This window comes from Verrucomicrobiota bacterium (genome assembly GCA_021413925.1).
Classification (GTDB): Bacteria; Verrucomicrobiota; Verrucomicrobiia; order Chthoniobacterales; family UBA6821; genus UBA6821.
Genome location: JAIOPL010000026.1, coordinates 40104 through 63064 on the forward strand (window position 1 = coordinate 40104; position 22961 = coordinate 63064).

The following is a 22961-nucleotide window of genomic DNA, read 5'->3' on the forward strand; positions in this document are numbered from 1 at the left end:
TGATGGGCGATTGCCGCGGATTGACTTCCAAGTCATAATGAGTGCGATGGCATCCGAGTCGCCCACCACCAGCAACCTCACCAGCTTTCCCGACCAATACGGCCACTTCGGTCCTTACGGAGGGCGTTTTGTTCCGGAGACCTTAATGACCGCCCTGCTCGAACTTGAGCGGCAGTATGATGAGGCCAAGAAAGATCCCGCCTTCCGGAATGAGCTGGCCTCCCTACTCCAGGAATTTGCAGGTCGTCCCACCCCTCTTTATTTCGCCGAGCGCCTGACTAAGGAGCTTGGAGGAGCCAAGATTTACCTGAAGCGCGAAGACCTGCTTCATACCGGCGCTCACAAGATCAATAATGCCCTCGGCCAGATCTTGCTAGCGCGACGCATGGGCAAAAAGCGAATCATAGCCGAGACCGGGGCTGGGCAGCACGGCGTCGCGACGGCCACGGCGGCAGCGCGCTTTGGCTTCCAATGTCGCATTTACATGGGAGCGGTTGATATGGAACGCCAGGCGCTGAATGTCGCGCGCATGCGCTTTCTTGGGGCTGAGGTGATTGGTGTCACCGCCGGTCAGGCCACCCTGAAGGAAGCAATCAACGAGGCGATGCGTGATTGGGTTACCAATGTCCGCGACACCCACTACATTCTCGGTTCGGCCCTGGGGGCTCATCCCTATCCGATGATCGTGCGCGATTTTCACCGGATCATCGGGGATGAGGCCCGGAAGCAGATCCTCCAGCGCGAGGAACGACTACCTGATCTTCTGGTGGCCTGCGTCGGCGGCGGAAGCAATGCCATCGGCCTCTTCTATGCCTTCCTTAACGACGAGAATGTCAGGATGACCGGAGTCGAGGCCGGTGGTGGCGGCATTTTTCGGGGCAAGCATGCCGCACGTTTCCAAGGAGGCAAACTAGGTGTTCTTCAGGGAACTAAGACCTGGCTTCTGGCTGATGACGATGGACAAATCGAACTGACCCACTCGGTCTCTGCGGGACTTGATTATGCGGCGATCGGACCTGAGCATAGCTTCCTGAAGGACGTAGGTCGCGTTGATTACTCCTATGCCACTGATGACGAGGCTCTTGCAGCCTTCCACAAACTTGCCTCGATCGAAGGGATCATACCCGCACTCGAGACCGCCCATGCAATCGCTGAGGTGATTAAGATCGCTCCGACGATGACCCCCGATCAGCTCATCGTGGTGAATCTCTCCGGCAGAGGTGACAAGGATGTGCAGCAGGTGGCAGCTCTTGAGGCTGAGAGGGCCTGAAGCTTTTCTGATCGGGATCTGATCCTACCAGAAACTTCTTGGAACGGAGATCTTGTCACCAGGCTCCACGGCAGGGTCCGGATCGATATTTTGACGGACTCTTTTGACATTCACAAAGGTTCTGCTGCCATTTCTAGTAATCGTTACCTTGGTCTGATCGGCATAATCGGTGAATCCGCCGCAGGCAGTGATGGCGCCGAGAATCGTCAGATCAGATGTGTACTTCACCCGCTGGGGGGCTCTAACATCCCCCTCGACGTCGACAAACCTGTCGAATTGCACAGAGACAGTAACGATAGGGGATGAATAGATGCCCTTGGTTTTGAAACTTGTTTCAATGCTGTTCTGGACTTCGGCTTGCTTGAGTCCTGTGGCACGAATTTTTCCGATATAGGGAATATTGATGTCACCAGCTCCATCAATTGTATAGGCCCCCGAAACCTGACTGATTTCTTCGGATGGAACACCGGCCAGACGAACACTCAACATATCACCAGAGTGCAGTGCCACTTCTTTGGCCTTTAGTGAAATTCCCCCACAGAGAAGGAAAATCAGAAGCAGCGCATGCCGGATCAAGGGCTTCATCATGGATTTAATATTCACCATCCGCCTCCTTCTTGGAAGACACATCCTTTTTAGGGGTTTTCTCAGGAGTATTCTTGGACTGATGTGGGCTATAGTACTGGTAGTAGCTCGTGTAGTATTCGTAATATTCGTCGTGTCGGATATCCGTGTTGTTGAGGACGCATCCCACAATGTTGGCCCCGACATTCTGCAAAGTTTGCTTCACACGTATCAGCATCGCTTTGGGGAAGCGACGATGCTGTACCACGACCAACGTGAGATCCACCGAACTGGCGATGACAGAGGCATCACTGACTCCTAGGATGGGGGGGGAGTCAAAGAAAATCATGTCGTATGATGCTTTGAGCTGCTGGATCAAATCGATCATCCGTTGCGAATTAAGAATTCCCACGGCATCAATAGGCAACCTGCCGCTCGGCATAAGCCAGAGGTTGTCAATAGGGGTACTCAAAACGAGAGGTTCAAATGGAATATCTGTGGTGAGGAAGTCCGTGAGCCCTCGATCGTTGGCAACTCCAAAAAACCTGTGTTGAGAAGGTCTCCTTAAATCCGCATCGACAATGAGCGTGCGGTAGCCACCCTTCGCAAAGGTAAAAGCGAGGTTATTGAGGGTCGTGGATTTTCCCTCACCGACTCCACCACTGACGAGCGTTACGGTATTTGCATCCGGAGACTTACGGTTGAATTCGATATTGGTCCGCATGATGCGATATCCTTCCGCATCTGAGCAGTCGGCGGGGGCATCCTTGAGGACTGCTATATCACGCGGAATAACTGCCAGAACCGGAACTCCAAGCGCAGCCTCAATGTCCTGCATGGTCTTCACGCTAGTATCAAGGTACTCGATCAGAAAGGCTAACCCGATGCCGAGAGCCAATCCCACAGCCACGGCAATAGCCATATTCTGGCCCACCTTGGGTTTGGCCGGGAAATCGGATACCTCGGCTTTTTCCCAGATGGTGGCGGGACTCTGGGGCATCGTACGCTGCATCGCCTCGGTGGAGTAACGTGTCTCGGCAGACTCTAGGATGCGCTTGGCCTTGAGATATTCGTTTTTGGCCTCTTGGTAATGAAGCGCTTTTGATTTGGAATCCTGCTCACCTGTTCGGGCCTCGCTCAGCTTAAGCTCCATGGCCTCAAGGGCTTTCTGGTTAATCTCCAGATTTGCAGCCAGGGACTTACGCAGAATGCCGATCTGATTTTTCAGTTGTTCGGCGTAGACTTTTTTCGTGGCCTGCAATGACTGGACGGAAGGGTGATTCGCACCAAGCCCAGAACTGAGCATATGGGCCTCCTGAGAAACACAGGCCTCGTACTGGGGCAGGATCTGAGAGATCATCGCATCATCCATCTCGAAGGTTTTCAGACTCCGGATAATCTGGTCATCCGTCATTCCCTTGATCTGTTCCTGCTTGGAACGCAGGGTCGCCACCCGGATCCGAGCATCGTTCACCTGACTCTCGACGCTGACTAGGATGTTCTTCTCAGCAAGGCTGAGGTCCTCCACACTCTCGGGATTCAAATCATTGATCTTAGCCTCGACCCTCATCTTCGTCATCGCATCCCTGAGTGCTTCGGTCTTGATGCGCTGCTTATTGACCTCGTCCTCAAGCTGGACCAAGGAACGTGCCACCCATCCCTGCTGCTCGTCGATACGCTTTCTCTGGTATTCCAGCGCGATCGTATTCGCTAGGTCGGCAGCTTCTTGGCGATCCTTATCCAGGATAGAGATCTGGATGAGGTCGGTCCCTCTAACCTCGGAAACACTCATCATTCCGCGCAGCTTCATGAAGGCGATATCCCTTGATCGAAGATCCCATTTCTGGAGGAGCTTCATCGTGTCGATGACCGGATAGAGGATCTCCTTGCGCTGGAGAATCTGGAACTGAGTGGTTGAGAAGCGAGGATCGATACCCCGTCCTCCATCCGAACCGAAAATGTGCATGTTGTTGTTATCCTCCTTCACCTGCATTGTGACAGAGGACTGGTACTGCCTGGGGGTCAGATAGGTGGCCACACCAGCCGTGATAACGACCAGCAGGAAGACAAGGATGATGAGCGGCAGGCGGACGCGGATGACCCTCCAGTAGTCCAGCATGTGGAGATTGATTTCCCCGGTATCGCCGCTCCCCTCGTTATGTTGATACTGCATGAAAAATTAGATCTGTTGAATGACTTGGATCCGCATGTTCAAGAAATCGGAACCATTTTCATAAAAAGTAAGCCAACCCTTCACAATTGTCCAAGGGATGACGCTCAAAAAGCTCCATTGAGTTGGAGGTAACTGATGCCACGTGTGTACTCTTGGGACGAGGTTGCTGAACCTCCCGAGGTGATGGAGGTCATATATTGGTACCCGGCTGCGATTTGGAAGATTCGGTTTAGCTCATACGTGAGGGCGGCATTGCCTTGGATGCTCTCCTGGTTGTAGTTGATAAGACCCGGCTGTCCGTTGGCTTGGACGGGCCCATAAGATGAATTCTTGTAATTCTGAATCAGATAGAAGATGCCGGCATTGGCTCTCAACTTGGCCGTAATGCCCTGTGAGTAATTCAGACCGGTCCTGGCAGCGGCGCTATAACTGACATTATTCTGGCCGGAGGGTTGAGTTCCCACATGGGCGGTCCAGTTAATCGAGGAGGTCTGTCCTAGAGCCCAAGACAGGTTGCTGTCGACATAGGGGCCGATATAGGTGCCAGAGCCGCTTGCGCTATTGTCATAAGTTCGAAATTCGGCACCGGCGCGAAAGTTCCAGAACCATTTAGGATTGAAGGTGTGGTCGAATCCTGCGGATAAGCTCTGCCCCCAGCTGGTGTTACCCTGCTGGGCATATCCATAGTAGTCTGTGTTGTAGTCCAGGACCGCAGTAGTCGTCGGCTTGACAAGCCAGCGGAAAGACTGAGAGAAGGCGGGTTGATTGAATCCCTGACCACTGGTATTGAGAACATTATCCAAATAGAAATTGGAGGTGAAGCTGAGGCGCGTGATGGTGGTGAAGAGATCCGACCATTGATAGGCACCTGAGAAACTATTGGCAGTGTAGATGTAGGATCCATTCTGGTTCTGCGAACTGCCGATAAGCGACGGATTAGGCTGTTGTTGATAGGAGCTAGAAGTATTGAACGTCAGGATCAGCCGGGGGGTGTAGCGGTACTCGGTCGAGACCCCCAAGCCGACAGTTCCCTGAACCTGCTGGTTTGGGGGCGGGTTCTGATACCAAGTGAGCCCTCCCGTGAGGTTGGCATTCACATTGAGTCGCGGAGCTCCGAATCGGTAATTGACCCCGCCGTTCAGGTTGCCGAACCAACTTCCCAAAGCATTGGTATTCGCGCTGTTGACATTGTTGTCATAGCCGCTGCGCACAGCGGCGTTGAAACGGAGCTTCTTGGCCCAGTCAAACATGCCGCCTAGAGGGCCTGGTCCGGGGCCTATAGCGCCCTCACCTGGATTCGAATCATCCAATTTCATGCTGGGCATCCCCACCGAAGCGGGGGCGAACTGTGGATTTCCAGCGGGTTGTGCGCTGGGGAGATTAAGACTTTCAGCCGTTGGGGGATTAAATTCAGGCGGAGCAACAGTAGGCGGCGTTGGCTGTGACTGCCCCTCCGAGGGAGAGGGGGAGGGCGTCGCCTCTTGGAGCGGAGGGGGCAAGGGAAGAGGTGGCGTCGGAAGTGTGGCCGAAGGAGGGGAAACCTGAAGAGCGTTGTTTACTGACGATGACTGAGTCGCCGGCTGTTGCGATGAAGCGGCACTTCCGGAATCTCCACTTGCCTCACTTCCTCCCTGGGAAGACCCTCCTCCGCTTTGATTCTCCTGAGCATGGAGGAACGCAGCTTGGACGCTCAGGACGAGCGCCAAAAGCCATGTCTTCCATGCAAAACTGTACGATCTTAAAAACACGTAGCTGGGATGAGAAAAGATTAATAAAAATCGGTTGATAAAACCACACTGAATCAGCCGAAATGACAAGAATTGGTTTGTGTCAAAAGCGTCTCATAAATCTCAAAAGAGCTTCAAATCTCCCCCGCTTTTCTTAACGCCGAAAAACTTACGTTAGCTGATTTCTCCATTCCTTATTGAGAAAGCCTCTCTCCACGATCATGGGCATCCTGAAACCGCTTGGAGAGTCGAAAATAATGAGCTGATTCCTCATCAGCCCCCTCCTTCCCAAGGAAAATAGCAAATTCCTCATAGGGCAGTGCAAAAAGCGGAAGTCTCTGCATGGCCAGAAGAAAGGACTTGTTGGCTCGGTTTTCATCTCCAAGAGCAGCCCAAAGTTGAGCCAACCTCATCGACGGATACCAGGCGCCGGGATCTCCCGCCTCCACCTTCTCCAACACTCGCAAGCGAAGATCCAAGGCTTCCGGCACAGTCATTCCTGCAATTGGACCGCTGCGGACAAGAAGGTCCTCAAGCACCCTGGCATTCCTAGCGCTCATCGGCGAAGCGTCACAGGCTCGAACTGCCGCCGCAACGAGTTGCGCCGTATTTTCGGCACCCTCTGGAGACGCGATGCCCAGGCTCATCATATCCGCATGAAAAACCTCCCTCTCGGTTTTCCAATTTCTCAAGCAAAGCAGCGTCAGTAACAGGCAGAGAGCAATCTGGATCAATCCTATAACGGGGCCAAACCACGCCCTTCCCTGCTTATTTTCTCTCCTTTGGAGACATGGGTTCGCAAGCATCCCGAGACAGGCCCCGGCAAGGAGAACATTGGCACCGAGATGCATGTTGAAATCAAAAAAAGAATGGATTATCTCGGCCAAGACCACGGCGAGACACCCCACCAGAATTGCTCGAGAATCACTGAAACGAATACCATTCTCACCACTGTCCAATGATAGGCGCGAGAAGCCTGTAACGCATTTCAAACCATAAAAAAAATGAGCAGACAGAGTGGCGGTAACAAGCAGGAAGCCAATCAGCCCATACTCGGAAAGCAATTGTGCAAAATCATTGTGAGCAAGCAGGGACTCCGAGGGCATCATCAGTCGGGCGGACCACTGGAAACTGCCTGCGCCCATCCCAAAAAACGGAGCCCTCCCGAAATCATGCGCCGCCGCCCGCCACAGATCCTCCCTGAAGGTATCCATCCAAACACCCTGAAGACGAGATGCCACACTTGCATCCGCAAGAAGAAAGCAAGTTAACGCGACCCCGAGAGTCCCGATGGCGCCTGCCGCAATAACCCCGGAGATCAATGCGGATCGGTTTCCCGATAAAAAAAGCAGCATGAGGGAACAAAGACCGAAGAGCACCAATCCGATGACGAGGGAGACGGAACCTCCCCTGCTTAGGCTTAGAAAAACCCCCATGGAGAAAAAGAGCCAGAAGTAGAGCAAGGCGCTTCGGGTAGTCCATTTTAAGCGCCCCCAGCAAGCCACTGATAGCGAGAAAAGGGCCGCTGCACACAACAACCAGGCAAGATGGTTCTTGTTGGCATATGTGCCCACCGTTTGCGGGTAGCAGGCTTTTAACTCCGGAAAATACATGGAAAGCGGTTGCCATGACGGATCGCAATAAATCTGGTATATCTCTGCGGCAGTTTGAAAAACCGCTGATACGCCTATCAGAAAGATCAAAAGGAGGCGCGGTCCCTTGTCGACAAGGGAAACCGAGAGGATCATATACGTCAGAAACAGCCCACCCATCCGCAACAACTCATAACTCCTGAGCCCCGGATCACCTCCCACCATGGTCCTTGGGATCAGATAAAGGGCTGCAATCATCATGAAAAGAAAGGCCTGCTCTGGAAGTCGCGAACGATTCCCCAATGTTCCGGGCAGTGAAAGAAATCCAGCCAGGAGGATCGGAATATAGCAGGCCAGCAAGGGGAACATCGGCCTCCCCCCCCCGCCGATCATCTCCATTCCGATGATCCCGAGAGCAAGTAGCATCGAGGCAAGCCAAGGAAGCGATAAAAGAACCGGTCTCATTCCTGATCCTCAATGATAGCGGAAAGCGTGTCTTAAAGTCACGGGGAAGCCTCTTTCCCTTGAACCATCGGGAGCGAAAGGTTACCAATAACACCCTTTTTATGAGCAATAGCATTCTGGACCCGGCCCGCACGGCGGCTGTCGAACTGAGCAACGACGAGATCGCGCGCTATTCGCGCCACCTCATCATGCCCGAGGTTACCCTCGAGGGGCAGAAGCGGATCAAGGCGGCCAGCGTTCTCTGCATCGGAACCGGTGGGCTCGGTTCCCCGATCGCCCTTTATCTCGCCGCTGCCGGCATCGGACGGATCGGCCTGGTCGATTTCGATACGGTTGATTTTTCCAACCTCCAGCGCCAGATCCTGCATGGCACCCGCGATGTGGGTCGCAAGAAGATCAACAGTGCTAGGGACACCATCAAGGAGATCAACCCCAACGTGCAGGTTGACCTGCACGACTGCTTCTTCACCTCCGAGAACGCCGCGCAGATCGTCGCACCCTACGACATCGTGATCGATGGGACGGATAATTTCCCGACGCGTTACCTCTCCAACGACATCTGCGTCTTCCAGAAGAAGCCGAACATCTACGGATCCATCTTCCGGTTCGATGGTCAGTGCACTGTCTTCGCCCCCCATCTCGGAGGTCCATGCTACCGCTGCCTTTATCCGGAGCCCCCTCCGCCAGGCATGGTCCCGAGTTGTGCCGAGGGAGGTGTTCTGGGCGTGCTGCCCGGTATTATCGGCGTGATGCAGGCGATCGAAGCGATCAAGCTGATCGTCGGCATCGGCGATCCTCTGATCGGACGCCTTGTCCACTTCGATGCACTGAAGATGAAGTTCCGTGAATTCAAGATCCGCAAGGATCCCAAGTGCCCGGTCTGCGGTGAGCATCCGACCGTCACAGAGCTCATCGACTACGACACCTTCTGCGGCATCCCGCAGGCCGCGGCTGCCGAAGAAGCCGAGGTTCCCGTTCCCGAGATCACGGTCGAGGAGCTTCAGGCAAAGCTCCAGAGTGGAGAAAAGGTGGCCTTGATCGACGTGCGCGAGCAGTTCGAGTGGGATATCGCCCGTATCCCCGGAGCCAAACTCATCCCTCTTGGAGACCTTCACTCGCGCATGAGCGAACTCGACAGTGCCGACACGATCTATCTCCAGTGTAAGTCTGGCGTCCGCTCCGCAAACGCTCTGCGCGAACTCCAAGGAGCCGGCTTCTCAAAGCTCTTCAATGTGCAGGGAGGCATTCTGGCTTGGGCTGACAGAATCGACCCCTCCGTCGCAAAATACTGACCGATGGCAGACGTGCTGACTGAGCTCGCCTCACTGCTTCGTTGCCCCATTACGGGACAGCAGCTGCATCTGGCAACACCTGAGGAATTCCGCTCACTCGCCTCCCATGATGCGGACGGCTTTCTTGTCCGTGAAGATGGCACTGCAGCTTATCCCGTCGAGAAAGGCATCCCCTCACTTCTCCCCGAGTCGCTGATTCCGATCGGTTCTACCCCATCTCCGATCTCCTAGCTCCCATCTCCCATTTTCATGACCGAACTCGAAACGACCCGCCACTCCTGCGCCCATATTCTGGCCAATGCGATCCTTCGGATCTGGCCTGAGGCCCAGTTTGCCGCAGGGCCTCCGGTCGAGAATGGTTTCTACTACGACGTCGAGCTGTCCCACCGGATCAGTCCTGAGGATTTCGAGCGAATCGAAAAAGAAATGGCCGCCATCATCGCAGAGGCACAGCCTTTTCAGCGGGAGGTCATCAGCCGGGACGAGGCCCTTGTCATGGGTGAGCGGGGCGAGCTGGCCGGTCTGACACCGCGCACGGACGCGAGCAAGTTCAAGCTCGATATCATCACCCGCATTCCCGAGGGAGAAGAGATCACACTCTACCGCAACGGCGCTTTCACCGACCTCTGCGCTGGGCCCCATGTCGCAGATACCTCTAAGGTTGCGGCCTTCCGCCTCACCCACGTGGCAAGCGCCTTCTACCAGGGCGATGAGAAGAACCCCCAGCTCCAGCGCATCTATGGAACAGCCTTCTCGTCCACGGAGGAGATGGAGAACTGGTTTGCCATGCTGGAAGAGGCGAAGAAGCGTGATCACCGCAAGATCGGCAAAGAGCAGGGCCTCTTTCACATCGACGATGCAGTCGGCCAGGGTCTGATTCTCTGGACCCCGAAGGGAGCGATCATCCGCCAGGAGCTTCAGAATTTCATCAGCGGTGAGCTTGCCAAGCAAGGCTACTCCCAGGTCTTCACGCCGCACATTGGCAAGATCGGTCTCTACAAGACCTCGGGCCATTTCCCTTACTACAAGGAGTCCCAGTTCCCTGCGATTCCCGAACCGGATCAACTCGAACGGATCGCCTCGGAGGGATGCGGATGCGCGGAGATGACTGCACGTCTGGAAGCGGTCTCCGAATCCTTTGCCAACTCGCTGAACGAGCGGGCAGGCAAGGAAATCGTCTCATCCGAACGCGTGATGGATCCCACACGTCTGCTGGATGGCTTCATGCTGAAGCCGATGAACTGCCCCCATCACATCAAAATCTTCGCCTCCCAGCCTCACAGCTACCGTGATCTGCCGGTGCGTCTGGCGGAGTTCGGAACTGTCTACCGCTGGGAGCAGTCGGGAGAGCTGAACGGCATGACCCGCGTGCGCGGCTTCACTCAGGATGACGCGCATCTCTTCTGCACCGAGGAGCAGGTAGCCGCGGAGGTGCAGGGATGTCTCGAACTCGTGAAGAAAGTGCTCACCACGCTCGGCATGTCTGACTACCGGGTACGCGTCGGACTCCGCGATCCCGATAGTAGCAAGTTCACCGGCAATCCAGCCCAGTGGGATCTTGCCGAACAGGCCTGTCGCGATGCGGCCGCTACCCTCGGAGTCCCCTTCTCGGAGGAACCTGGCGAAGCGGCTTTCTACGGGCCCAAGATCGACTTTGTGGTCAAGGATGTCCTCGGACGTGAGTGGCAGCTCGGAACCGTCCAGGTCGATTACGTCCTTCCCGTCCGCTTCGACCTCTCCTACACGGGTGCGGACGGCAAGCCCCATGTCCCCGTAATGATCCACCGGGCTCCCTTCGGATCACTCGAACGGTTCACTGGCGTCCTGATCGAGCACTTCGCCGGAGACTTCCCAGTCTGGCTTGCTCCCGAGCAGGCCCGCATCCTGCCAGTCTCCGAAAAAGTTGCCGAGTACGCACAAAAGATGGTCACCGAAATGAAAGCTAAAGGCATCCGCGCAACCGCCGATCTCTCACCCGAAAAGCTCGCCTCCAAGATTCGCCTTGCCCAGCTTGATAAGGTTCCCTACATGATCGTTGTCGGACCCAAGGAAGAGGCCGCCGGCCAGCTCTCCATTCGCAGCCGTCAACACGGCGACGAAGGGGCCATCGCAGCAGATGCATTCATCCAACGAATCGAATCCGAAATCCGCGACCGCACGCTCACCGTATGAGCGGGTTGATCATTCCGTTGCCTGATCCTTTTGATTCCTTTGGTTTCCTTGTTCCAGCAGTCAGCCACCAGCCGGCATCCACATGCCGTCACAACCCCGTGCCTCCGCAAGACGGAGGCGCATTAAAGTCCCATTAATCCAGCATTCATTCGTATTAACGACCGCATTCGCTCCCGCGAAGTGCGCGTCATCATCGGCTCCACAGGCCAGCAACTCGGTATCCTGAACACCGACGAGGCCATACGCCGCGCCAAGTCCTACGGCCTCGACCTGATCGAGGTGGCGCCGACCGCCAATCCTCCCGTCTGTCGGATCGCCGATTTCGGAAAGTTCAAGTATGAGCTCACCAAGAAGGAGAAGGAGAGCAAGCACAGCGCAACCAAGATCAAGGAGATCAAGTTCCGCGTGAAGATCGGCGCCCATGATTACGAGACCAAGCTTCGTCATGCCGAGGAGTTCATTGAGAAGGGGAACAAACTTAAGATTGTTCTCCAATTCCGTGGCCGTGAGAACGCTCACAAGGATCTCGGCTTGGCGATGATGTACAAGATCAAGCAGGACCTCGAGACCATGGCCCTGGTGGACATGCCCCCGAAAATCGTGGGTCGTGCCGTCGGCATGACTATGAGCCCTCTCCCCGCCGCCAAACGGAAGCGAAAATACGCCAAGATCGAGGAGGAATATGTCGAGGACGTTGATTCCGACGAAGATGAGGAAGAGACTGACGAGACAGCCGAGACAGTTACAGCCGAAGGCAAGGAAGAGAATCATGCCGGTTGATTCCGATCATTCACCGGCTATACCCGCCAGCAAGCGTCTCTACCTCTTCGACATCGACGGCACCCTGATCACCTCGGGGGGTGCCGGGGAGAGTGCTTTTCACGAGGCCGTCGAGGAAATCTGCGGGGGACTCTCACCTCTGGAAGGGGTTAATTTCGCAGGCAATACCGACACGGGGATCGCCCGCAGCGTCCTCTTGGCGGCCGGCATGGAGCCGACTCAGGAAAACGTCATGGCCCTGCTCGACGCCTATCTCTCGAGGCTTGCCGACCGGATGCACCGCCATCAGGGCCGCCTCCTGCCGGGAATCATCCCCCTGCTTGACCGGATGATGGAACGCCCCGACTGCCTCCTTGCACTCCTCACAGGGAATCTCGCCGCGGGAGCCGAGGTGAAGCTCTCCCACTATGGCGTCTGGCACTACTTTGGCTTCGGCGCCTATGCCGACGACCATCATCTCCGGAACGAACTGGGGCCCGTCGCGCAGGCGCGAGCTTTCCAGGAGCACGGGGAGGAATTTACCCCTGATCGGATCTACGTGATCGGAGACACCCCCCGCGACATCGAGTGCGGGAAGGCTTTCGGCGCGGTCACCGTCGCCGTTGCCACGGGCAAATACGCACGGGAGGAACTTGCTTCACACCAACCCGACTTCCTCTTCGACGACTTCTCCGATCCCGCCGCCGTCATGGCAGCGATCGCGCCGAACCAAGACTGAAATATCTCGCGCGGAGGCGCAGAGAGTTTTTGAATTTGGAACTCAGGAAGACAGGAAACTGAAGAAACTCACAGAGGTGAAGGGGATAAATGGGATCCCGAAAAACAAAACCACAGTAATCTTAGGGCGTAAGATTTTAGGGAAATTGGCCATCACTTCTTCCATCCATCTCCTTCATCCCTTGCATCCCTGTGAGTTTTTCTCCCCCCTAAAACGAGGCCGTCATCCCGTAGAGGAAACCCTTGAGGTATTCGCTCTCGGAGAAGCCGACAAGGATCGGATGGTCGGGACTCTGTCCGAAGGTCTGCAACTGACGTGCCGTCCTGCGTGCATCGCCGAAAGCCTCGGCCACGCTACTGCCGAATTCTTCAGCAGAGACATGATGTGAGCAGGAGAAGGTGGCGAGCAGTCCGTCTCTGGAAAGCAACTGTGCGGCCTTCAGATGAAGCTCGCGGTAACCGCGCAAAGCATCGGCGATTCCCTTGCGCGTGCGAGTGAAGGGAGGGGGGTCGAGGATGATCAGATCGTACTCCTCCTCGCGTCTTGCCGCCGAGGAGAGAAACTCAAAGACATCCGCACCGACAACTTTGATGGTGACGTTGTTGAGAAGGGCATTCGCCTCGATCCGGGGCAGGTTTTCTTTTCCGGATTCCACAGCGGTGACTTCCGTGGCTCCAGCCTGAGCGGAGGCAATGGCAAAAGCGCCCTGATTGGAGAAACAGTCGAGCACCCGGCGGCCCTTCGCCCATGCAGCCACTTGACGGTAGCTGGTGCTCTGGTCGAGATAGAAACCGGTCTTCTGCCCGTGGATCGGGTCAAGTTGGAATTTCATTCCCGCGACCATGATCTCGAAGGGACTCGGCTCTGGTCCTAGCAGCGTTCCTGTCCTGACCTCGAGCCCTTCCAGCTTACGGGATGAGGAGTCATTGCGCTCGACAACGCTCTCAACGCCGAGCTCTTCCTTGAGAGCAGAAGCAATCAGATCACGCCGCAGATCCATGGCCATCGTGAGGGTCTGCAAGGTCGCCACCGGGCCGAAACGGTCGACGATCACTCCGGGAAGCCCATCACTCTCGCTCCAGAGAACGCGCCGCACGAGCGGATCGATGCCTAGGTTGTCCCGGTATTCCTGTGCCCGCTGGATGCGACGCTGAAAGAAATCCGCATCCAGGTCCTGCCTCCGGCGCGAGAAGCGACGGGCGACGATCTGTGACTTGGAGTTGTAGACGGCACTTCCGAGCATGCGGTCACGGCCATCCTTGACCGAGATGACATCGCCATCCTCGGGGCTTCCGAAGGTTTTGAGCACCTCGGTGCCATAGACCCAGTCATGACCGTGCAGGATGCGTGCCCGAGGGCGTACGATGATTCCTCCCATAAAAAATTAGGAAACGTAGGCTTCCTCGTTGCGAGAGGCCCGAATGATTTCTTCCCCCTCGCATTGCTCCTGAACCTCGGGATATTCGAAAACCTTCCCCTCGAAGTTCCGAAAGACGACCTTCTCCCTGTCATGGAAGAAGACATAGCCCGGATTGATCGGCACCTTCCCACCGCCACCCGGGGCATCGATGACGAACTGCGGAACCGCATATCCGGTGGTATGCCCCCGTAATCCCTCGATAATCTCGATTCCCTTGCGGACAGGTGCCCGAAGGTGAGAGGACCCTTGGATCAGATCGCACTGGTAGAGGTAGTAGGGGCGGACTCGGCAGCGAAGTAGTTTATGAATCAACGATTTCATCACTGGGAGCGAATCATTCACTCCGGCCAGCAAGACACTCTGGTTGCCCAGTGGCACGCCGTGGTTGGCAAGCATCGCCAGGGCATCCCTCACCTCAGTGGTGAGTTCGCGGGGATGATTCGTATGGATGCTCATCCAGAGGGGGTGATGTTTCTGCAGCATCCTGCATAACTCAGGCGTAATGCGCTGCGGCAGAAAGATAGGCACGCGGGTTCCAAGGCGAAGGAACTCGATGTGTGGGATCGCCCGGAGTCTTGTCAGGAGGGCATCCAGCTTGTCGTCCGAAAAAAGCAAGGGATCCCCTCCCGAGAGCAGAACGTCGCGAATCTCCGTGTGTGCCTGCAGGTAGGCGATCGCCTCATCGAAGTCGGTGTGCAGTTCCTGCTCGCCTGCCCCGCTGACAACGCGCGATCGCGTGCAGTAGCGGCAGTAGGCGGCGCACCGGTCGGTGATGAGAAAGAGTACACGGTCGGGATAACGATGGACCAATCCGGGAACAGGCATATGACTGTCCTCGCCGCAGGGATCAGCCATCTCCGCAGGCGAGACTGTTCCCTCCCCAACATGGGGAATGACCTGTCGGCGGATGGGGCAACCAGGATTCGCCGGTTCGATCAGATTGAAATAATGGGGTGTGATCGCAAGGGCGAGTTTGTTGCCTGAGAGGATGACCCCAGCCCGTTCCTCGGGAGTCAGTTGGAGATACTTCTCCAATCCCTCCAGCGTTGTGACCCTGTTCTTGAGTTGCCATTTCCAGTCGTTCCACTGGTCCGGCGGCACATCGGGCCAATATCCGGGAGCGGAGGAAAGGAACTCCGCCTCGACGCGCGGTTCGGTGATTAAGGAATCCATCGGCTAATCAAAAAGAGCCTAGGATGGGGGGTGAAATTGTCAACGACGAGGCCCCTGACTTACGCTTAGGATCCAAGTATGAGATGGAGGTTTCTTTTGATTTTCGCCGTTTGCGTTGCTGTGGTAGACCATGCATCAGCAATCCAGGAGCAGGGTTATGGGCCAAACTACGCAGGGACAGTTCTTCCCTTCCTGAGTTCGGGAGAGAGATTCAGCTTCCGGAGTGCGGACGGAGTCACAAACCTCCAGGGCATCCGCTTTCTTCATCCTGTTGCGAAAGGGATGATCGTGGTTCTGAACGGGAGCACTGAGTCCTGGCTGAAGTATGGAGAGCTCTTTTACGACCTCTACCATCACGGTTACAGCGTGATTTCCTATGACCATCGGGGGCAGGGACTCTCCCCCCACTTAGTCCGTGCCAACTCCCAGATCGCTCAGATCGATAACTTCGACCTCTACGCGGCGGACCTCAATGCCCTTATCCAGCAGGTGATCATGCCGGGAAACCATGAGAAACTCTACCTGCTTGCCCACTCCATGGGTGGAGGCGTCGCCCTTGATTATCTGGAACGCTATTCATCGCCGTTTCAGGCCGTGGTCCTGAGCGCCCCGATGCTCAGGATCAACACAGCTCCCTATCCCGAATCATTGGCTCATCTGGTTGTGAAACTTTCCTGCATCATGGGCCTGGGAGACCGCTACTCGATCGGCATGCATGATCACGATCCCAAGGAACCTTTTGAAGGGAACAAGATCACCTCCAGCAAGGAACGTTGGGAGGCTATCCAACATGTCTGGCAGAATCATCCCGAGGCCGTTCTGGGAGGTCCTTCCAACGACTGGGTCGATCAGACAATGAACCGCACACCGACCATCAGAAAACATCTTTCCACAATCGACAGCAGAATCCTCATCCTGCAGGCCGGCAGGGATCAGTTCGTGATGAATCCTGATCAGGTGGTGGCCAGCACACAAATCCCACGGGCCCGTCTGGTGACTTTTCCAGATTCCAAACACGAGATCCTGACAGAACGCGACCCAATCCGGGACCGCGCCATCGGGCAGATCCTGGAGTTCTTTAACAACTGATCCCTTGACCGAACCGCGGGGAAAAGAGACACCTACAACTTAAGAATCCACATTTTGGATCCAATTCTCGGATCCAATCCTCACGGACTCGACTTCATAAAAAAAATATTTATCCACTCCCATGAATGTTCTCACCATCGATATCGGCGGCACCCACGTAAAAATTCTTCTGAGCGGTGAGAAAGAGCCCCGCAAGATGCCATCGGGATCTGGCTTCACCCCCCTTCAAATGGTCAAGGACGTCAAGATGCTAGCCGAGGGATGGAACTTCGCTGTGGTGTCGATTGGCTTCCCTGCCCCAGTCCATAATAACCAACCGGTTGCCGAGCCCTTCAATCTCGGCGGAGGCTGGGTCGATTTTAACTACGAGAAGGCCTTTGGATGCCCAGTCAAGATGATCAATGATGCCGCCATGCAGGCCCTCGGCAGCTATAAGGGGGGAACGATGCTTTTCCTCGGTTTGGGAACAGGACTAGGTAGCGCCGTGGTGAATGACAGTGCCATCCTGCCCATGGAACTGGGTCATCTTCCCTTCAAGAAGAAAACTTTTGAGGATTATGTCGGCAACCACGGACTAGAGGAAAACGGAAAGGGAAAGTGGAAGAAACATGTCTTCCAGACCGTCGAACTGCTTACGGCGGCCATCCTTCCCGACTATGTGGTACTGGGTGGTGGCAACGCCAGGCTCCTGAAGGAGCTCCCTCCTGCCTGCATCGCCGGTGATAATGCGAATGCCTTTGAAGGAGGATTCCGGATGTGGTCAGGACCTGCGGACAGGGCAGTGCTTCAAGATCCCGCCATACACAAGGCATCGCGTGCAACTCGTAAGAAAAAAGCAGCTGCACCGAAGGCTAGAAAAGCGATCAAAAGCAGAGGCAAGTAGAAAGCCACAAGCGCTCTGAAGCCGACAGGGCCGACTGGGTCGAGGGGCTGATCAGCCGGGCTCGACAGCACTCAGAAACACTTATTCCAGCCTCAGGAGATACACTTCCGGGGAGACGACAAGTTTCGGCAGATGCTCAAGCAGCCGCTGATCGCAGCTCACCATGGGAACGCTTAGTTGCTGAGAGAGTGCTAGGTATTGGGCCTCTGATCCGGAAACCCCTAAATCAATGGCCATCCTAAGTGCACGCATCGGATCAGGAATTTGCTGACGGCTTCCTAGACGCATCCTGATCTCCTTCCAGAGTTCTTCCATTGCCAAGGCCGTGTCATCCGCTCTCCCAACCGCAGCCAAGATGTTCAGCATTTCGTGATTGAGAATCGGAGGGGTTACCCAGTCAGTATCCCTTCGATAGAGCTCCCTCACAGTTCCCGACACCTCTCCCTCCAGAAAAAGGAAGCTCACCAGTGAAGCGTCAGCGATGATCATCAGCGCGCCTCCCTTCTGATTTCGGAAATCCAGCCGCGCCCTATCGATCCTCTGGATCGATAGATCGGCGGCAAGGGATTCTGCCTTGTTGGCACTGCTCTTGCCTTGAGTCCATTCCTTAACAGTTCTCCGATGAGATCCTTGAGGCTGGATCTCTCCTGTGCAGCAAGAATCTTGATTTCTGTAACTAGCTCATCGGGAAGGTCTAGCGTGGTTCGCATATTTATGTTTTCGCATTTTACCATATTTATGTCAATGAATTTCCGATTCCAGTCATATCAAAGGCATGACCTAAACACCCAAAGCGACCTTGTCTGCATAAGAGAGAGATTTTCATGAGGTGGCAGTGGAGGTATATTCCCTTGGCAGTGAGCAGTCCCTCCAGCAGTCCCTCCTTCTCCTGCGGAAAAGTCCCACGGAGAAGTCTTGAGGGCGAGAGCCAGGACAAGAAGAAAACCAGTCATCAGTAGATATCTGTACGACCTACGCATCAGGAAGTGACTTGCTAGGAAAAGAAGAATGGTCTTTTTTTGTTAATGGCATTAAGTATTTATGTTCTTACTGCCTCTTTTTTATTCCATGAGCGACGATTCTCCCTCTTTCCCCCATCCCACCGATCTGCCAATCCCGGCACCTTTGCCCGGCACCCTTGCCCTGCATGAGGAGCCGACCCCGCCAAAGCGGCCTAAGCTCATCGTGTTTTTGGCAATTCTGGGAATGATCCTTTTGATAGCCGGCATCGCGGGATGGAAGACCATGCAGATCTCAAAAGCCATCGCGATGGGAAAAGCCTTCAAGATGCCGCCCGACGCCATCACCTCGCTGAAGGTGAAACAGGAAACGGTCTCCCCTGTTCTCGAAACAGTTGGCTCTCTCGCTTCCCTTCAAGGTGTGATGCTCAGCGCCGATCTGCCCGGGATCGTGACGTCCATCAATTTCGAATCGGGTTCCCATGCGACCAACGGTCAGTTGCTGGTCCAGCTCGATACCCGTCAAGAAGAGGCCCAGCTTCGCACGGCGAAAGCCAAACTGGACCTCGCCAAGCACAACCTCGAACGCAATACCGGACTGAGGCAGGGACAGGTCATCGCGGAGTACGCCCTCGAGGAGAGCAAGAGCCAGTACGACGCAGCCCGGGCCTCAGTTGACGAGACACAGGCCACGATTGACAGGAAGACCATCCGGGCCCCTTTCGAGGGCTTTATTGGAATCCGTCAGATCAATGCCGGGCAGTACCTTAAGAGCGGCGATCCCATCGTGCAGCTCGAGTCCCTTGACCCCATCTATGTGAACTTCGCCCTCCCCCAGCAACACCTCTCGAAGTTGCATGTCGGACAGCAGATCCGCCTGCAAGCCGACGGACTTCCGGATAAAGTCTACAAGGGTGTTGTCAGCGCGATCAATTCCATGGTCGATACCTCCACGCGCAACATCCAGATTCAGGCAACCGTTCCGAATCCTGAACATCTACTTCGCTCAGGCATGTTCTCGGGAATCCAGGTGCTTCTTCCGAACAAGGAAAGCGCCATCATGATTCCGGCGACCTGTATTCAATACGCTCCCTATGGTGATTCCGTCTATGTGATCGGAACCATGAAGGATCCTGAAGGCAAGGAGTACCTTGGTGTGAAGGAGCAAGCGGTCACGCTGGGAAAGACGCTTGGCGATCAGGTTGAGGTGCTCAAGGGGCTCAAGGAGAACGACGAGATAGCCACCTCGGGGATCTTCAAGCTGCACCAAGCAGGCGCTGTTAAGATCGAGAATAGCGTCCAACCGGGGAACAGCCCGGCCCCCAAACCCTCGGACAGCTAAGCCCGGAAGCCCCGAGCCGTTCCCGATGAAAATCACTGATCTCTTCATCAAGCGCCCCGTCCTGGCGCTTGTGGTCAACCTTGTCATTCTGCTGGCCGGCTTTCAGTCGATCCATGTCTTGAATGTCCGGCAGTACCCCCGCAGCGACATTGCCGTCATCAAGGTCACGACCAACTATGTCGGGGCCAACGCGGATCTGGTGCGCGGCTACATCACCACCCCGCTGGAGCGGGTCATCGCAGCAGCCGAGGGGATCGACTATATCGAGAGCACCAGCTCACAGGGGGTGAGCGCCATCACGGTTCACCTGAAGCTGAATTACGATCCGAATGCCGCCCTGACACAGATCCAGGCGAAGCTGGCTCAGGTACGCAATGATCTCCCGCCGGAGTCGGAGACGCCGATTATCGAGTTGCAGAATGCGGACGAGCTCCGTGCAGCCATGTATATCGGGTTTGCGGCGAACGATCTTCAGCCGAATCAGGTGACCGATTTCCTGACGCGCGTCATCCAGCCCAAGCTCACTGCCATCACAGGGGTACAGCGCGCTGACATCCTGGGTGCCCGAGTCATCGCGATGCGCATCTGGCTCAAGGCTGACCGTCTTGCCGCCCTCGGCATCTCCGCCACCGATGTCCGCAAGGCGCTCCAAGCGAACAACTATCTCGCCGCCATCGGAAAAACCAAGGGGACCATGACGTCCATCAACCTGATCGCGAACACCAACCTGACTTCACCGGAGGAATTCCGTCAGCTTGTCGTCAAGGCAAAGAACGGCGTTCTCGTGCGCCTTCAGGATATCGCCGATGTCGAGATGGGGGCTGAGGATTATGATTCGGACGTCCGCTTCGACGGGCAAAACGCCAAGTTCATCGGCATCTGGTGCCTACCAACTGCGAACACCCTTGATGTCTGCAAGAGCGTGCGGGATCAGCTTCCTGAACTCCGCAAGCTGCTTCCTCCGGGAATGACCCTCGATGTCCCTTACGACTCGACCGACTTCATCCGCGAAGCGATCCACGAAGTCTTCAAGACACTCTCCGAGACACTCCTGATTGTCGTCGTGGTCATCTTCCTATTTTTGGGCTCAATCCGATCCGTGCTCATCCCGCTCGTGGCAATCCCGATCTCGCTGATCGGAGCAGCGTTCATCATGGCCATCTTCGGATTCACTATCAATCTACTGACTCTTCTGGCGGTCGTGCTGGCGGTGGGACTTGTCGTCGATGATGCCATTGTTGTGGTCGAGAATGTCGAACGTCACTTGCACGAGGGCCTCTCTCCTCTCAATGCGGCTCTCCAGAGCGGACGGGAACTCTTCGGTCCGATCATCGCCATGACGATCACCCTGGCGGCGGTCTACACGCCGATTGGCATCCAGGGCGGCCTGACCGGAGCGCTGTTCCGTGAGTTCGCCTTCACGCTGGCGGGGGCGGTCATCATCTCCGGCATCGTAGCCCTTACCCTCTCCCCGATGATGGCCTCGCGACTTCTGCGGCGAGGGGATGACACGCGTGGCTATGCCGGATGGGTGAACCGACGCTTCACCTCGCTCCAGCACGGCTATGTCACCCTGCTCGCCTCGATGCTCCGCCACCGCGGGGCGGTGCTGACCGTCGCCGGCTTCTGGGTCCTCATCCTGCCACTCCTCTACCTCCTCTCCCCCAAGGAACTCTCACCGAAGGAGGATCAGGGGATCGTCTTCACCATCTTCCAGGCATCCCCCTTCTCCACGCTCGAGCAGACACTTCTCTACTCTTCACTTGTCCGAGACACGTTCCTGGAATTGCCCGAGACCGGTCACACCTTCCAGATCATGAATCCCACGGGAGGATTCGGTGGCATCAGGACAAAGCCCTGGAGTGAAAGGAAGCGTAGTTGTGAAGAAATCGCGGCTGCCTTGGGCAAGAAAACTGCCGGCATCCCTGGGCTTCGGATTATCGCCACGACACCGCCGGCGCTTCCGGGTGGCAGCAATTTCCCCGTCGAGTTCGTCATCTCCTCCACACTGGAACCCCGCCAGCTTCTGGATGCGGCCAACGATCTTGTCAGGACAGCCTTCGGAAGCGGCATCTTCATCTTTGCCGACAGTGATCTGAAGTACGACCAGCCTCAGGTCGAAATCGCCTTCGACCGCAACAAGGTCTCTGCCCTGGGTCTCGATCTCCAGCAGGTCGGCTCCGATCTCTCCACAATGCTGGGAGGCAACTATGTGAACCGCTTCAGCATCCAGGGACGCAGCTACAAGGTGATCCCGGAACTCAAGCGCGGAGACCGCCTGGACCCTGACTCTCTGGGCAAGATCTATGTCAGCGGACCCGGCGGCCAGCTCATCCAGCTTTCCACCTTCGCTGAGCTGAAGCGCAGCACCGTGCCGCGTCAGATCAACCGATTTCAGCAGCTCAACTCGGCTAAGATTTCCGCCATCCTCCCTCCCGGCATCACCATCGACCAGGCACTCAAGGTGCTGGAGAAGCGTGCCGATCAGATCCTCCCGCGCGGCTTCGTGATCGACTACGCAGGCGAGTCCCGCCAGCTCCGTCAGGAAGGCAACAGCCTTGTCATGACGATGGTGCTCTCGTTCGTTCTGATCTTCCTGGTACTTGCGGCTCAGTTCGAGAGCTTCCGCGACCCCTTCATTATCCTCTTCGGATCGGTGCCACTGGCCCTCTCCGGAGCCCTTCTCTTCACCTTCTTGGGCGCCACCACCATCAACATCTACAGTCAAGTGGGGTTGATTACCCTTGTCGGCCTAGTGGCCAAGAACGGCATTCTGATCGTCGAGTTCGCGAACAATCTCCAGGAGGGGGGCCTCGACAAGTGGCACGCGATTCTGACCGCCGCCGGAACTCGTTTGCGCCCGGTCCTCATGACCACGGTGGCCACCGTGGTCGGTCACACGCCCCTGATTCTCGCCAGCGGACCCGGCGCCGGTGCGCGCAATAGCATCGGCATCGTCCTTGTCTCGGGAATGATCATCGGAACTCTCTTCACCCTCTTTGTCGTCCCCTCTATCTATTTACTGGTCTCCAGGACCAAGCGCCCCAATCCCTCCCGCGAGGCCCATCACGCCATACTCGGGGATAGCCCGGCAAAGCTCTCGCTGGCCTGAAAACTTGGTTGGAAATACACGGAAGTTTTTACAGGGATGAAGGGATTGAAAGAAAGGTGTGGAAGAAGTTGCTGCCACGCAGAACCTCGGTGCCGTTCTCCTTGGTCTCACTCTTGCAAGTGAGCTTGCAAAGTGATTCCAGAGGCAATCTGCTTTGTGTTGCAGAGCACATGCCGGCTGGATCAGTCAACCTCAAGATCAGCCCTTATACCATTTACGCGATTAGTCTG

Annotated in this window: 17 protein-coding genes; 10 read left to right on the top strand and 7 right to left on the bottom strand. The window is 55.9% G+C overall.

Annotated features, from left to right (window positions below; all coding sequences use genetic code 11):
- The first annotated feature begins 37 nt into the window (after positions 1-37).
- Entirely contained in the window at positions 38-1270 is a 1233-nt protein-coding gene (gene trpB / locus K8R57_10020) for a tryptophan synthase subunit beta (GenBank protein ID MCE9588634.1), read from the top strand.
- A gap of 24 nt (positions 1271-1294) precedes the next feature.
- On the opposite strand, the gene K8R57_10025 is transcribed toward trpB, so the two are convergent.
- The 4 genes from K8R57_10025 to K8R57_10040 form a co-directional block, all read right to left on the bottom strand.
- Entirely contained in the window at positions 1295-1858 is a 564-nt protein-coding gene (locus K8R57_10025) for a polysaccharide export protein (protein MCE9588635.1), read from the bottom strand.
- 4 nt (positions 1859-1862) lie between these two features.
- Positions 1863-4007: a polysaccharide biosynthesis tyrosine autokinase gene (locus K8R57_10030; protein MCE9588636.1), complete on the bottom strand. Its 2145-nt coding sequence runs from the start codon at positions 4005-4007 to the stop codon at positions 1863-1865.
- A gap of 104 nt (positions 4008-4111) precedes the next feature.
- Positions 4112-5323, bottom strand: coding sequence for an outer membrane beta-barrel protein (locus K8R57_10035; GenBank protein MCE9588637.1), 1212 nt, complete (start codon positions 5321-5323; stop codon positions 4112-4114).
- Positions 5324-5928: 605 nt separating this feature from the next.
- Positions 5929-7791, bottom strand: coding sequence for an O-antigen ligase family protein (locus K8R57_10040; GenBank protein ID MCE9588638.1), 1863 nt, complete (start codon positions 7789-7791; stop codon positions 5929-5931).
- Positions 7792-7892: 101 nt separating this feature from the next.
- On the opposite strand from K8R57_10040, the gene moeB reads away from it, so the two are divergent.
- The 5 genes from moeB to K8R57_10065 all read left to right on the top strand — a co-directional run bounded on the left by moeB (position 7893) and on the right by K8R57_10065 (position 12753).
- Positions 7893-9083 carry a molybdopterin-synthase adenylyltransferase MoeB gene (gene moeB, locus K8R57_10045; GenBank protein ID MCE9588639.1) on the top strand — a complete coding sequence of 397 codons (1191 nt, stop codon included), beginning with the start codon at positions 7893-7895 and terminating at the stop codon, positions 9081-9083.
- 3 nt (positions 9084-9086) lie between these two features.
- Complete coding sequence (locus K8R57_10050; GenBank protein ID MCE9588640.1) at positions 9087-9314, top strand: hypothetical protein; 228 nt, start codon at positions 9087-9089, stop codon at positions 9312-9314.
- 18 nt (positions 9315-9332) lie between these two features.
- A complete protein-coding gene (thrS, locus tag K8R57_10055) occupies positions 9333-11255 on the top strand; it encodes a threonine--tRNA ligase (protein ID MCE9588641.1) in 1923 nt (640 codons plus the stop codon).
- Positions 11256-11402: 147 nt separating this feature from the next.
- Complete coding sequence (gene infC / locus K8R57_10060; GenBank protein ID MCE9588642.1) at positions 11403-12035, top strand: translation initiation factor IF-3; 633 nt, start codon at positions 11403-11405, stop codon at positions 12033-12035.
- Positions 12025-12753 carry an HAD hydrolase-like protein gene (locus K8R57_10065; protein ID MCE9588643.1) on the top strand — a complete coding sequence of 243 codons (729 nt, stop codon included), beginning with the start codon at positions 12025-12027 and terminating at the stop codon, positions 12751-12753. The genes infC and K8R57_10065 overlap by 11 nt, the downstream gene beginning before the upstream one ends.
- Before the next feature lie 208 nt (positions 12754-12961).
- Here K8R57_10065 and K8R57_10070 read toward each other — a convergent pair whose 3' ends face one another.
- Both K8R57_10070 and K8R57_10075 read right to left on the bottom strand, forming a co-directional pair.
- On the bottom strand, positions 12962-14131 hold the full coding sequence (locus tag K8R57_10070) for a class I SAM-dependent rRNA methyltransferase (GenBank protein MCE9588644.1): 1170 nt from the start codon (positions 14129-14131) through the stop codon (positions 12962-12964).
- Positions 14132-14137: 6 nt separating this feature from the next.
- Entirely contained in the window at positions 14138-15346 is a 1209-nt protein-coding gene (locus tag K8R57_10075) for a KamA family radical SAM protein (protein MCE9588645.1), read from the bottom strand.
- Between the two features lie 96 nt (positions 15347-15442).
- On the opposite strand from K8R57_10075, the gene K8R57_10080 reads away from it, so the two are divergent.
- On the top strand, positions 15443-16435 hold the full coding sequence (locus tag K8R57_10080; GenBank protein MCE9588646.1) for an alpha/beta fold hydrolase: 993 nt from the start codon (positions 15443-15445) through the stop codon (positions 16433-16435).
- A gap of 121 nt (positions 16436-16556) precedes the next feature.
- Positions 16557-17318 (top strand): ROK family protein, encoded by a 762-nt coding sequence (locus tag K8R57_10085; GenBank protein ID MCE9588647.1) that lies wholly within the window; start codon positions 16557-16559, stop codon positions 17316-17318.
- An 81-nt stretch (positions 17319-17399) separates the two neighbouring features.
- Here K8R57_10085 and K8R57_10090 read toward each other — a convergent pair whose 3' ends face one another.
- Positions 17400-17807, bottom strand: a complete 408-nt coding sequence (locus K8R57_10090; GenBank protein MCE9588648.1) for a type II toxin-antitoxin system VapC family toxin — start codon at positions 17805-17807, stop codon at positions 17400-17402.
- A 579-nt stretch (positions 17808-18386) separates the two neighbouring features.
- Here K8R57_10090 and K8R57_10095 point away from each other — a divergent pair.
- Both K8R57_10095 and K8R57_10100 read left to right on the top strand, forming a co-directional pair.
- Positions 18387-19619, top strand: a complete 1233-nt coding sequence (locus tag K8R57_10095) for an efflux RND transporter periplasmic adaptor subunit (GenBank protein MCE9588649.1) — start codon at positions 18387-18389, stop codon at positions 19617-19619.
- A 25-nt stretch (positions 19620-19644) separates the two neighbouring features.
- Positions 19645-22731, top strand: a complete 3087-nt coding sequence (locus K8R57_10100) for an efflux RND transporter permease subunit (protein ID MCE9588650.1) — start codon at positions 19645-19647, stop codon at positions 22729-22731.
- The last annotated feature ends 230 nt before the right edge of the window (positions 22732-22961 follow it).